Origin of the sequence: Kitasatospora sp. NPDC053057 (genome assembly GCF_044546945.1) — a bacterium.
GTDB lineage: Bacteria > Actinomycetota > Actinomycetes > Streptomycetales > Streptomycetaceae > Kitasatospora.
Map to the genome: position 1 here is coordinate 153,005 of NZ_JBITZP010000019.1, position 12,846 is coordinate 165,850.

The 12,846-nt window shown below is 69.8% G+C and carries 12 protein-coding genes and 1 pseudogene; 4 read left to right on the forward strand and 9 right to left on the reverse strand.

The genetic code is table 11. From position 1 onward, the window contains the following. Position 1: 1 nt before the first annotated feature. From ACIG5E_RS21410 to ACIG5E_RS21445, 8 genes are all read right to left on the reverse strand, one after another. Positions 2–910, reverse strand: a complete 909-nt coding sequence (locus tag ACIG5E_RS21410) for a 1-aminocyclopropane-1-carboxylate deaminase/D-cysteine desulfhydrase (RefSeq protein WP_396535542.1) — start codon at positions 908–910, stop codon at positions 2–4. Positions 911–1,020: 110 nt separating this feature from the next. Beyond that, complete coding sequence (locus tag ACIG5E_RS21415; protein WP_396535544.1) at positions 1,021–1,689, reverse strand: GPP34 family phosphoprotein; 669 nt, start codon at positions 1,687–1,689, stop codon at positions 1,021–1,023. 60 nt (positions 1,690–1,749) lie between these two features. Further along, positions 1,750–1,983, reverse strand: a complete 234-nt coding sequence (locus ACIG5E_RS21420) for a hypothetical protein (protein ID WP_396535546.1) — start codon at positions 1,981–1,983, stop codon at positions 1,750–1,752. Positions 1,984–1,987: 4 nt separating this feature from the next. Next, a complete protein-coding gene (locus ACIG5E_RS21425; protein ID WP_396535548.1) occupies positions 1,988–2,935 on the reverse strand; it encodes an SPFH domain-containing protein in 948 nt (315 codons plus the stop codon). Between the two features lie 613 nt (positions 2,936–3,548). Then, positions 3,549–4,214 carry a Hint domain-containing protein gene (locus ACIG5E_RS21430; RefSeq protein ID WP_396535550.1) on the reverse strand — a complete coding sequence of 222 codons (666 nt, stop codon included), beginning with the start codon at positions 4,212–4,214 and terminating at the stop codon, positions 3,549–3,551. 133 nt (positions 4,215–4,347) lie between these two features. Beyond that, positions 4,348–5,100, reverse strand: coding sequence for a hypothetical protein (locus ACIG5E_RS21435; protein ID WP_396535552.1), 753 nt, complete (start codon positions 5,098–5,100; stop codon positions 4,348–4,350). Between the two features lie 1,455 nt (positions 5,101–6,555). Further along, on the reverse strand, positions 6,556–6,807 hold the full coding sequence (locus ACIG5E_RS21440) for a hypothetical protein (RefSeq protein WP_396535554.1): 252 nt from the start codon (positions 6,805–6,807) through the stop codon (positions 6,556–6,558). After that, positions 6,807–7,184: a hypothetical protein gene (locus ACIG5E_RS21445; protein WP_396535556.1), complete on the reverse strand. Its 378-nt coding sequence runs from the start codon at positions 7,182–7,184 to the stop codon at positions 6,807–6,809. The genes ACIG5E_RS21440 and ACIG5E_RS21445 overlap by 1 nt, the downstream gene beginning before the upstream one ends. A gap of 132 nt (positions 7,185–7,316) precedes the next feature. On the opposite strand from ACIG5E_RS21445, the gene ACIG5E_RS21450 reads away from it, so the two are divergent. After that, complete coding sequence (locus ACIG5E_RS21450; RefSeq protein WP_396535574.1) at positions 7,317–8,495, forward strand: transcriptional regulator; 1,179 nt, start codon at positions 7,317–7,319, stop codon at positions 8,493–8,495. 504 nt (positions 8,496–8,999) lie between these two features. Here the strand turns inward: ACIG5E_RS21450 and ACIG5E_RS21455 are convergent. Beyond that, positions 9,000–9,380, reverse strand: a complete 381-nt coding sequence (locus ACIG5E_RS21455; protein ID WP_396535558.1) for a winged helix-turn-helix domain-containing protein — start codon at positions 9,378–9,380, stop codon at positions 9,000–9,002. Between the two features lie 583 nt (positions 9,381–9,963). Between ACIG5E_RS21455 and ACIG5E_RS21460 the strand changes: the two are divergent. From ACIG5E_RS21460 to ACIG5E_RS21470, 3 genes and pseudogenes are all read left to right on the forward strand, one after another. Further along, positions 9,964–11,495, forward strand: a pseudogene (locus ACIG5E_RS21460) (replication initiator). Further along, complete coding sequence (locus ACIG5E_RS21465) at positions 11,492–11,677, forward strand: helix-turn-helix domain-containing protein (protein WP_396535560.1); 186 nt, start codon at positions 11,492–11,494, stop codon at positions 11,675–11,677. Before ACIG5E_RS21460 ends, ACIG5E_RS21465 begins: the two are co-directional and overlap by 4 nt. Continuing rightward, the coding region (locus ACIG5E_RS21470; RefSeq protein WP_396535562.1) for a tyrosine-type recombinase/integrase at positions 11,677–12,846 on the forward strand (1,170 nt) is incomplete at its 3' end. The genes ACIG5E_RS21465 and ACIG5E_RS21470, both read left to right, overlap by 1 nt.

Below are 12,846 nucleotides of genomic sequence, written 5' to 3' on the forward strand. Positions count from 1 at the left end.
ATCACTGCGGGTCCGGCAGGCCCGTGACCACGGCCGTCAGGCGGGTGCCGCGCGGGAAGGCGCCCGCCACGGCCAGGTCGGCCAGTGCGGCGAGCAGCTTGGCGACGTACCGGCGCTCCACCGGGATGTCGTGGCGGCGCTCGAACTCCCCCGCGAAGGCGGCGAGTTCGGCCAGGACCTTGCCGTAGCCGCCGCCGTGGTGGGCGTGGTCGATCCGCCAGTTGTCGAACTCGCGCCCGAACCCGGCCCGGTGCAGCCGGGCGACCTCCGCCTCCAGGTACCCCTCGCCGCCGCGCAGCACGGCCACCCCGAGCGCCCGCGCGCCCGGCGGCAGGCCCGCCGCGATGCCGGCCAGGGTGCCGCCGGTGCCGACCGGGCAGCAGACCACGTCGCGCCCGTCCAGGTCGGGCAGTTCGGCCGGGATCGCGGCCGCGCCGATCGCGGCCAGGGCGTTGGAGCCGCCCTCCGGGAGCACCAGGCAGGGGCCCCAGCGGCGCTGCAGTTCCGCACCGCCCCCGGCACCGGCCCGGCCAGTGGCCTCCCGGTAGGCGGCCCGGGTGAGGAACTCCAGCCGCATCCCGGACCGTTCGGCGGCCCGCAGCGACCAGTTGCGCGGCCGGTCGGCCAGTTCCTCGCCGCGCACCAGCCCGACGCTCTCCAGTCCGAGCGCCCCGGCGGCTGCCGCGACCGCCCGCAGGTGGGTGGAGTAGGCCCCGCCGAAGGTCAGCAGCCGGGTGTGGCCCTGCTCGACGGCGGCGGCCAGGTTGGGCGCGAGCTTGCGCCACTTGTTGCCCGGGACGCTCGGGTGCAGCAGGTCGTCCCGCTTGAGTCGCAGCTCCACCCCGGCCCGGGCGAAGGCCTCGTCGGTGCAGTCCACCAGCGGGGTCGGCAGCAGGGCGGGTTCGAGCACCCGGCCAGCTTAGGGCGTGTCCGGGCCCCGGACGGCCGGGAGCCCGGCCGCCTGACCGGCGACCGGGCTCCGCTGCCCCGGGACGGGCCGTCACCCCCGTGGGCGGCCCGTCACCCCGCGGCCGCGCTCTCCGCCGCGTGGCCCGCCATCTGCCAGGCCAGCGCCTTGCCGAGGGCGCGCGGGACCGGGCCGGCCGCGGGGGCCAGCTTCGCGATCCGGGCACGGTGCTCGCGGCGCTGCCGGGCGCTGAGGACGGAGCGCAGCCGGCCCGCCGCGACCAGGGCGGTCAGCGCCGCGTCGGCCGGGTCGACCCGGCTGAGCGGCCCCTCCAGCGCCCCGGCGACGGCGGCCGCCAGGGCCTCGCGCGCCCCGGGGTCATCCAGGGTGACCAGGGTCACCGGGAACAGCCCGGCCACCCGGTGCGGCCGCAGGGTGATCCGGCCTGCGTCCGCCAGGCCGTCCCGGACCCAGCGGACCGGCTGGTCGCGGCCGGCGCTCTTGGCGCGGCCGACCCAGGTGCTCCAGCCGTGCGGGCGGGTCGCCCTGATCTGGCCCAACAGGCGGGCGCTGTAGGGGTCGAGGCCGGCTTCGACCTCGCCGCCGCGGACCCGGGCGACGGCCTTGCGGCCCTCCTCGTACAGCAGGCCCCGGCGCAGCAGTTCGGTCAGTGCCGCCGCCTGGAGCAGCAGGTTGAGCGAGGAGTGCTGGGTGGTCCGCTCGCGGCGCGGGTCGTACGCGAGCAGGTAGAGCTTCTCGGGCAGATTGACGGGCAGGTCCATCTCGGTCTCCGAAAGATCTTGACGATCCGGCAGATCTGTTGGGTGGCCCGGCAGCTGCGGTCAGTCCTCTTCGGAACCGCCGCTCTCCGGGCTCTCCTTGGGCGGTCGGCCGCGCCGGGGAAGCCCGGCCGCACCACTGGGCATCCGGCCGGCGTCGGTGAGGGCGCGTCGGAGCACGAACTCGATCTGCGCGTTGGTGCTGCGCAGTTCGTCCGAGGCCCACCTGGCCAGTGCGTCGTGAACTGAAGGGTCCAGTCGCAGCAGGAGCTTCTTCCGTTCCGTCGCCAACGCCACGCCCTTACTGGTAGAGGGAGCCCGTGTTCACGACGGGCTGGGTGCCCCGGTCGCCGCAGAGCACCACCAGGAGATTGCTCACCATGGCGGCCTTGCGCTCCTCGTCCAACTCCACCACGTCCCGCTCGGCGAGCCGGTCCAGCGCCTCCTCGACCATACCGACGGCGCCCTCGACGATCAGCCGCCGGGCGGCCACCACGGCCCCGGCCTGCTGCCGCTGGAGCATCACCTGGGCGACCTCGGGCGCGTAGGCGAGCCGGGTGATCCGGGACTCGATGACCCGCACACCGGCCGAGGCGACCCGGGCCGCGATCTCGGCGGAGAGCTTGCGGGCGATCTCGTCCGCGCCGTCGCGCAGCGACAACTGCCCCTCGTGGTGGGCGTCGTACGGGTAGCTGGTGGCGATGTGCCGTACGGCCGTCTCGGTCTGGATGGCGACGAAGTCGACGTAGTCATCCACCTCGAACACCGCCATCGCGGTGTCCTCGACCTGCCAGACCACCACGGCGGCCATCTCGATCGGGTTGCCGTCCGCGTCGTTGACCTTGGTGGTCTCGGTCTCGTGGTTGCGGATCCGGGTGGAGATCCGGCGACGGCTGGTGAAGGGGTTCACCCAGGTCAGACCGGCGGACCGGATGGTGCCGCGGTAGCGGCCGAGCAGCTGGACCACCCGGGCCTCGCCGGGCGAGATGACCGTCAGCCCGCACAGCAGCAGCAGCGAGCCGAGCACCACCAGCGGCCCGAGGACCACCAGCGGCACCCCCAACCCCTTGCTGCCGCCGCTGATCTGGACTCCTCCGGCGATCAGCGCGCCGAACCCGACGAGCACGCCGAGCAGCGCACCGCCGAGCACCGGCAGCCCGGTGGCGCCGGTGATGACCCGTTCGGTGATCTTCGGAGCCGGAAGGTCGATGGCAGGGCCGTCCTCGACGGCGAAACGCGGTGTGGTCATGGGACCGTCCCCCAGTACGAGTATCCGCTTGAGCTGTCAAAGTGATATCACTTTTTTCGCGCAGAGCGCCAGGGGTCGGCAGGTGATCCGTACGCAGGGGGGTCCGCGGGGGCGGGAGGCAGCCGTCGGGCGGCTCCGGGGCCGATGCCCACCGGGCGGGTGAATTCCGGCGCGCCACGGGCCGGGAGAAGCCGGCCGGGCTCTAGACTTCCGTCGTCACGGGCGGTGAAACTCCAGCTCAGGAGCTGTCCGCGGACAGTCGTACGACACTCGTCACACGTCGCAGAGGTGGGGCGGGTGGGACTCGAACCCACGACCAAGGGATTATGAGTCGTCAAGTCACCCGCGCCGCCTTGCACCATCCGGCACTGTCCTGAGTGTTTCCCCAGCTCAGGATGGCGCTAGCAGTTTCGTGCTGCACTGCCTTGCACTCGGTAGCACCGCCACGTCGTTCCCATGACGTTCCCATCCGGCCAAGCCGCAGAGCATCCGCCAGTCCATCCCGCCGCCGAACAGCAAGTCGGCGGGCTTTCAAACTGCAGACCAGGGGAGAGCCTTTCCCAGGCAAAGCGGCTCCGGCTCCCACCAGCGTGGGCCGGAGCCGCATCCGGCCCTACGCAACCCCACCCCGACCCGTGAAGTGAATTGCCTCACTGGGCGTTTCGTCCCTGCTGCCGGGGTTCAGGGTCCGCGCCAGGTGGGAGTGGTCTTGGCCGGTGAGGCAGCAAGTCATGATGCCAATCATCGCAACGTGATCGAAGATGATAGTGACGTGTCCGTGGTCCGGGGTGGTGAGCTGGCCACCAGGCTGAAGGTCGTCCGCCGTTGTCCAGCGGTGGGTGGTGTCGTCCCAGCAGGGGTGGTGGGCGGTGGAGGTGAGCTTGATCTCCGTGCCTGGCGTGCCGTTCTTGTCGGTCTTGGCCAGGATGAGGTCGGTGAACCGGGAGTCGTCCGGGGTGACGATCTTGTCAGTGACTGGCTTCCCCGCTGTCTCGCCGGTTTGCGGATTCCCTGCTTCTACGGCGTCGCCTGGCCGGACCTCATCAATCGGCTTGGTACCGCCATCGGCCATCAGTACGAGAGGTCCAGCGGGAAGCTGTCGCACTTCTCGGCCGCCTTGGCTAGGCCAGAGTCCTTCCGCACGAAATGCCGGGCATCGTCTCCGGTCCGGGCCGCACGCGGCCGCCTCCAGCAGCACGACCTCGGGGCCAGCGGTCAGCCGTTCCAGTTCGACATCGACTCCGGGGAACAGAAGATCTTCGATCGAGCTGAGAGCCACGCGCGGGTCATCCTGTGGGGAAACAATCCTGGTGCATGCCGCTGACCTGGGATTTCACGGAACTCCGGTCAGAGCCGTTTTTTGTAGATCTACATCAACGGCCTAATCGATGAGAACCTTTGACTTCACGATGTCAGTCCCCAGCTTTGACCTCGACGGCCGCACGGATCTCCATCGTTCGCTTGGCCAGGTCCTCCGGCCGGCTCGCACCTGTCTCGTCGATGACGATGCCGACCGTTGTTCCGTCCGCCCACGCGCAGGTGGTCTGGGGCGCGTCCGGGTAAGGGAGCACAGCACAGTCGAGCGCGCCGCCGAGGGGGCCCGCCGGGTAGTCTTGCCGGTCGGCCACCGTCGCACCTCCGGGTACGTCGATCGTGCCGGACATTCCGGCAAAGTACTCGTCCAACTGTCCCCTGGCGTCTGAGAAGGTTCCAGTCTTCCCAGCGACTAGCAGGGTGCTCTTGCTCGACCCGATGGTGCCGTAGCTGGCCGCCGTCACCTCCCGGACCGGATTCGCCGAGGTGAGGTTCTTCTCCAAGTCGCCACGCATGACCTTCACGGCTTCATCATCCGGCATCCGCTGCTGGTCTCCGATCCGGTCCGCCAGCACGATCCGGTGCTTCGGCAGGGCTCCCGCCCCAGTCATAACGACCCAGGTGAGTGCGGTGAACAGGGCGACGACTACGGCGCCCGCGATCCAGGCCGTACGCGGCACCCTTCGGTACCAGGGAAGCGGAGCAACCGGCTCCAGAGTGTTGGCCCAAATCGCCTGGAGGCCGCTGGATCTTTCGGCGGGCTGCTCGGTTTCCATGTCTGCCATGTCATCCCGTTCACAAAGATAAACAGATCGCCATATGGTATCCGTGCAGCACACGGTCATGCTCACTGGAGTGGTATATCGACGAAGGAGCTCCTGAGCCACGGCCACATCGGTGTCACCGCCACCGTGTACGCCCACGTCCGGCTTCGCCTCCAGCACGCTCGGAAGGCCCCCCGAGGCCGACATCGAGCCTGACGACGGCGACGAATGACCACTTGGCGCGGCACCCGTCCGCTGACGTTGCCGTCAGCTACTGCCGTCAGACACCACGGAAGCCCCGCTAGCGAAAAATCCGGCGGGGCTTCCATCATTTACTTACGGTTTCTATTCAGTGGCCCTCTCGCGCAGCCTGCCAGCTATCAGCCCGCCTTAGCTCCAGCGCGCTCACCGAGGAGGCGCCGGCAACGTAGGCTAGCCATCGAAAGTTATGCGATGCGATCACTGGCTCACCATGAGTGTCAATCCATAGAGTGACCCGCCTGCCCGAGATGGCGCCTCCCCACCAAGCCCATGGGCGGCGTCCCGGATCGAATGAGAATAGCCACTCCTGCAAATCCCAAGGGCCCTCATTATGGGATTCTTGATACCTCTCGCTTCCGCACAGGGAAACAGCGTCAGCCAATCCCATTTCGCCTTCGCTGGCAGCGCACACCCGCACAAACCATTCCGGGATCGAATCCTCGCTTAGGTAGTCTTGGTCGAAAGTCACGGAGCCCGCCAGAGAGACAGCGGCTACGAGGACATCAACCACTCTACTGAGGTACGCCTGCGGCTCAAGCAGCTCATCTACCAGCACGTCGACTGCCCCGAGCGCGGCGGGAACCATATCGCTCAGTCCTCGGCCGCGCAGCCGAAGAAGCTCCATCTCTATTACTTCGGCGCTCACTCTCCGCCTCCTCCAAGGATCCGCCCAGAGCCCGGAATAATCATGCTTTCAAACTTATCGAGCATACTCCCGGGAATTCCATATAGCCCAGGCTCATCAGACTTCTGCACACTACTCTGGACGTATTGATTCCACTCGCGTTGAGATCCGCTCCAACCTCGCGGCTTGCGCTGGGGTGCCACAGATGAGGTCAGCTCATCGACGTAGGATTTCGGCAAATCGAAAGCGATGATCTCAGAATTTGCCCCTCGGTACGCGATGGAATGCCCTATGTCACCGGACAGATTCACATAGAGATAACCATCTCCATGCACCGAAACATTACCCGCCTCATCGACGGAAAGTCGCTGGCTGTCAGGGTGGCTGGTCTGCGTTCGGTAGCCAGTTGTTGTATCGCACTTGTCGTTATGGACGAGGATCGGCGTCGTCCCCGCGAGTACATAGTACGTGTGGCGCGGTGTCCGGCTCTAGCTGCTTCTTTGCTGGTCAGCGGCGTTTTGATGGTCCGTCGGGGTCCATGGTTGTGCCCTGGTGTGCGTGGTTGTTGCCGTCACTACTGCCGTCAGAGGTATAGACCACTTGATCACAATGGCGCCCGCGTGCTGCTCTCGGTGAGGTGCTGGCGCCCGGGGGTCTCACTTCCACTCACCGGGCTCGGCACGGAGGGTGGCGCGGGTGGTGCGCTCGTAGGTTGTGTGGCCGGTCTGGGCGCAGTGTGCGGCGATCCAGCGGGTCAGTTCCTCGGGGGTGTGCGTCTGGCCGGAGGCGGCTGCGCAGTCCTGCTCTTCTCCGGTGACGCAGACGGCCTCGAAGGTCAGAAGTGCCATCGGGTCTTCGACGGTGGTGACGGTGTATTCGCGGAACCGGTAGTGGGTGGTCGTGCCCATCAGTGCGCTCCCTGCTCGTCAGAGCCGTCGGCCTCGGCGGTGTCCGGCGGGGCGGGGATGCGCTGCCCGCGTGAGTCCGCGACCCTGAGTGCGTCCGACAGGGCCTCGGTCAGCCGGCACGCCAGCCACCGGTACTCGGCGTCCGTCAGCGCCCGCGCTCCGGGGGCCAGGACGCCCCGGGCGTGGTCCAGCAGTTCTTGGCCCATGGTGAGTTGGACGTCTTCGATGCCGTCGGCGAGCGTCGTCAGGTAGCCCCCGCCGTCGGTGCTCAAGTAGCAGGGGAGCCCGTCCGGGTTGGCCCACGGCAGCAGACGCAGTTCCTCCGCTGCGGGCTCCACCGTGCTCGTGTCGAACAGGCGTGTCGCCTCCTCGGCCATGCTGCGGTCCCTTCCTCGGTTTGGCTCTGTCGATTCAGGGTCTCGTTGGCCTGGACATCTCGGAGTAGCCAGCCTGTCTGCCCTGCTGTCTGCCAAGCTGGCCAGGTGGTAAGGGAATCGGTCGGGGAGCTGGTGCGGCGGCTGCGTCAGGCGCGGGGGTGGAGTCAGCAGCGGCTCGCTGACGCGCTGGCCCAGGCCGCTCCCGGGCGTGTCCCGCCGACGCGCAATGACGTGTCCCGCTGGGAGATCGGCACGCGGTTCCCGCGCGAGTGGCTGCCCTTCCTCGCCCAGGTGCTGGAGGTCCCCCGGGAGATGCTGGAGGCCGCCAAGGCCGTCCGCCCTCCCGAGCCCGCGCCTCGGGTGCTGACCGTCGCGGACTTCCTGCCCGAGGGCGACCCCCTGGCCCCGCTGAGTGCGCGTACCGGCCGGCGGATCGGCGCCGGGCAGGTCGCCGACCTGGCCCGGCGGGTTCACGGCCTGCGGCTGGCCGACGATGTGGTGTACGGGAAGGACTTGATCGCCCCCGCCCTGCGGGAACTGCGGGCGGCGGTCACGCTCTACCGCGAGGGCGCCCACACCGAGCAGGTGGGCCGCGAACTGCTAAGGGTGATTGGCGAATTGGCGCAGATCGCCGGTTGGGTCGCCTCCGATGCGGGCGAGCATGCCGAGGCGGAGCGGATCTACCGGCTCGGGATCAGTGCCGCCCGTGCCGCCGGGGACGGGGTGCTGTCGGGGAATGTGGCGGGCTCGCTGGCCTACCAGTGGAGCAACACCGGACGCCCCCGCGACGCGGTGGACCTTGCTGCTGCCGCCGTTGAGGAGGCCGGTCCCGGTGCTCCGGCGAAGGCCCGCGCGCTGTACTTGGACCGGGTGGCCTGGGCGCACACCCGCGCCGGCCAGGACCGCCCGGCGATGGCTGCCCTCGGGGAAGCCAGCGAGGCCCTCGCCCAGGACTCGGCCGGTACCGAGTCGCCCTCGTACCTGTACTGGATGGACGCCGGGGAACTGCAGGTCATGGAGGCCCGCGTCTACACCGAGCTGCACCGGCCGCTTCGCGCCGTTCCGCTGCTGACGGACGTCCTGGGTCGTTACGACGCCAGTCACGCGAGGGAGTTGGCGCTGTACCTATCATGGCTGGCCGTGGCCTACGCCGATGCGAACGAGCCCGAGGCGGCGGCGGGGACGGCTGGCAGGATGCTCGCCCTGGGGCAGAGCGGCAGTGAACGCACCACGGAGCGCACGCGGATCGTGCTGGACCGGCTGCGGGCGTTCCGCGACGTCCCTGAGGTCGCCGAGCTGCTGGCGTCCTGACCATCGCGACCGCACAGGGGGCCACCCGAACTGCTGCGGTCGGCGTCTCGGCGCACAGCGCGGCTCGTGCGTGGACGGGTCGGCGGGAATCTATGCTCCGTGCCGGAGGCGACGTTGGCCACCGCCTTCGGCGAGCCCAACGATAGAAGCGGGTCGGACCCCTGGCCGACCCGGTTGCCCGCGATCCGGCCGTAGGACGGTCGCAGGCGACAACTTGCTGTGCGGCGCGGGCAAGGAGTCCATAGCCCACAACTTGCTCCGACCTTGGGCGGTGCTGGGGTAAGCAGCGCTTGCCCCACAACTTGCTCCCATCGGGCACCAGTCGAGCCGCTCATGACCTGGCAGAAAGCTGACCGCCGACACCCATATGGACCTCGGGTTCTGCATCGACCCTGGGTCGGTCGGCGACGTCGGGCCACCTCCAGCGGGCGGGGCCCGCCTTGAACCTCGTAGAGAAAATCTGGACGCACAGCTCCAGCCCCTGACCGTCCAGCGGCCGACGGGTCAGCGGTCTCGCTCGGTGCCGTCCGCTTCGAGGGCCTCGACGCGGGCACGCAGAGCGGTGAGCTGATCAAGCGTCTCGGCCAGTGCCAGCTCCAGCGCCTCGACGCGCGCCGCCGTCCCGCCGACGGGCGTGGGCCCCGCCTCCCCGTCACCTGAGTCGCCGTCGGCGTCGGGGTGGGCGACGAAGGCACCCTTGCCGGGGCGTGAGATCGCGTAGCCGTCCTGCTTCAGCAGGGCCATGGCCTTCTGCACGGACAGGCTGGAGGCCCCGTACTCCGCCATCAGCACGGCCTGCGTCGGCAGCGCGTCCCCGTGGTTCAGCTCCCCGGAGCGGATCCGCTCCCGCAGGGCCTCGGCGATGACCTCGAACGTCAGCAACACCGTGCCGCCCGCCGGCCTGCGCCCCCGCCGCCCCACCGTCACCGCAGGTCACCCCGCTTTCTCTGCGCCTCTACCACCGAAATCCGGCCGGTCCAAAACGGAAGACCGGGGCCACAGTACTCGCGTCGCCACCGGCCACCGAAATAGATGAGGAGGGATGCACTTGAATGCGCGCTTGAAGCGATGCTACCTTCACGCACCGCTGGTGAACACCACCGCTGACCAGGCCAGACGTCCCCGGCCCACCATCCGCGCCCGCCGTCACGCGCACCGTGCCCACGTGCACCGATCACCCGGGTCGCCCCTCAATCGCCTCTCCTCTTCTCCCGACTCCTGCCGGAGGTCTGTCCCCATGCCCGCGCAGCTCCAACTCCCCACCCCCGCAACCACCTCCACTCCCGCCAGCACGGCGTTCGCCGCACCGACGCATGACAGGAAGGCCGACGCGTCCGCAAGTAGGGACTCGGCGCTGGAACGCCGGGCGCGGCTGACCGCCAGGCTCGCCAAGCTCGCCGCCGCCGGATACCTCGCACCCCTGGCCCGCCAGATCGGCTCACTGGGCGGCTGCGCCCGCCCGATCCGCATGACCGGACACCGCACCCGCCTGGACACCGCCACCGGCCAGATCCTCGACCACCTCGACACCCGCCACCTGCCCGCCGGCGAACTCCTGGTGCGCTGCGGCAACCGCCGCACCACCCGCTGCCCCGCCTGCTCCACCCTCTACCGCTACGACACCTACCAGCTCATCGCCGCCGGACTACGCGGCGGCAAGACCGTCCCGGCCACCGTCGCGACCCATCCCCGCGTCTTCGCCACCCTCACCGCCCCCGGCTTCGGACCCGTCCACAACCAACCCGGCACCACCCCCTGCACCTGCGGCACCCGCCATGGCGACAGCGACCCGCTCCTCGGCACGCCGCTGAACCCGCAGCGGTACGACTACACCGGCGCGGTGCTGTGGAACGCACACGCCCCCGCCCTGTGGGCCCGCTTCACCACCCACCTGCGCCGCGAGATCGCCCACGCCGCCGGACTCACCCAACGCACCCTGCGCCACCACGCCACGCTCTCCTACGCCAAGGTCGCCGAATACCAAAGCGCGGCCAGATCCACTTCCACACCGTCATCCGCATCGACGGACCCACCGGACCCGCCAGCACCCCACCCACCTGGGCCACCACAGACCTCCTCGACCACGCCGTCCGCGCCGCCGCCAAGCGCACCCGCGTCCACCACCAGCGCCCTTCAAGGACCGGACAACCGCAGCCCGCCGGACACACCCCCAGCCCCGCCCCCGGGGTTGGGGAGGCCGACCAGGCGCAGGCGCCGGAGCCCACGGCGTTCCGGTTCGGGCGGCAGATCGACGTCCGCGCGATCCGCAGCGCCGACTTCACCGGCGACGCCCCCGTCACCGACCGGCACGTCGCCGCCTACATCGCCAAGTACGCCACCAAGGGAGCCGAGACCACCACCGGCACTCTCGATCGCCGACTGCGCTTCCTGGCCGAACTCGCCCAGCACGACCTCACCGACCACGCCCGCCGCATGATCCACGCCGCCTGGCACCTCGGTGCCCGACCCGAGTATGCCCACCTACGTCTGCGCCAGTGGGCCCACATGCTCGGCTTCCGAGGCCACTTCTCCACCCGCACCCGCCACTACTCCACCACCCTCACCCACCTCCGAGCCGAACGCACCACCTGGCGCACCCGCCAACCCGAAACCGCTGCCCCGACACCGACCGACCCGGCAACGGTCGACCGGCACGCCGGGCTGCCGATCGGTGGGGGCCGGTCGGTCACTGACCGGCCCGGTGACCGCGATGACCTGATCGCCGGTCACACCGACCTCGGCCCCTGTCGCCGCGCCGGTCACCGCGCGAAGGACGGGCGGCGCGGCGGCGCGGACACGACGCTGGTGATCTCGCACTGGCAGTACGCCGGAACCGGCCTCCTGCCCGAACTCGCCCACCTCGCAGACCTCCTGGCCACCCCACCACGCCCTCGGCCCAAGCAACCGACCCGCCCAAGGCACGCACAGCGCTCCGGTGACCGGGCCGGTCACTCCACCGACCCGCTGACCACCCCCGTCCAGACGGGGGCGATCGCGTGACCACCGACGCCGAACTCCTCACCGTTCCCGAGGTCATGGCACGCCTGAAGATCAGCCGCTCCACCGTCTACGACCTCATCCGCACCCGGCGACTGGCCTCGATCACCATCGGCCGCGCCCGCCGCATCCCTGCCCATGCTCTGACCGCCCTCGTCCACCACCACCTCGAAGAGGCAGCCTGATGACCACCCCCGACACCAACCCCACCCCCAGCACCGGCTCGCGCAGGGTCCGCGCCAACGGCGACGGCACCGTCTACGAGCGTAAGGACGGACGCTGGGAAGCCGCCGGCTACGTCCTCGCCACAGGCGACACCCGCAAGCGCGTCCGCGTCTATGGCACCACCCGCAAAGACGCCCTGGCCAAGCTCACCGAGAAGATCGCCACCAGCAACCGCGGCATACCCGCCCCCTCCGCGCAGGGCAGCGTCGCAGCGTTCCTCACCTACTGGCTGGAGACCGTCGCCGTCCACCGACTCCGTGAGAACACCCACACCCGCTACACCGCCTGCACCCGGCTCTACCTCATCCCCGGCCTGGGCCGGAAGAAGCTCGCCAAGCTCACCGCCAAGGACGTCCGCACCTGGCTCGACCGACTCCGCACCACCTGCCAGTGCTGCTCACGTGGCCTCGACACCGCCCGCGAACAGCCACAGTGCTGCGCCATCGGAAAGTGCTGCTCCAAGCGGCTGTCCCCGCTGACGCTGGCCTACGTCCACTCCGTGCTCAAGTCCGCCCTGGAGCACGCCGTCCGGGAGGAGGAGATCCCTCGCAACGTCGCCCGCAACGTCCGCATGGGCACACCCCGCCCTCGCCGCTTCGAACCCCTCACCACCGAGGAGGCCCGCGCGTTCCTCGCCGCCACCCACGGCCACCGTCTGCACGCGCTGTTCGAACTCGCTCTGCGCACCGGGCTCCGCAAGGGCGAACTCCTCGGCCTGCGCTGGGAAGACCTCGACCTGGCCGGCGGCACCGCAAGCATCCGCCGCACCCTCCAGCGCACCAACACCGGCGGCCTGACCGCTCTGCCGACCAAGACTCAGAGCTCCGAACGGCGCATCGCCCTACCCACGCCGTGCCTGCACTCACTTGAACAGCACCGCGAACGGCAGCGCCAGGAGCGCGAAGCGGCGGGTGCCTGCTGGAAGGACAGCGGCTACATCTTCACCCGGCCCGACGGTGCCCCGATCGAGGGAGCCACCCTCACCCGGCACTTCAACGCTCTGCTCCGCCGGGCCAGGCTCCGCCGCATCCGCTTGGTGAGTCGGCCCGGGGCGCGGTGCCGGGATTGCTCCCGGTCCGTTTCCCCGGACCGCTCTCCGAACCCGGCGTGCGATTCTCACCGCACCGGG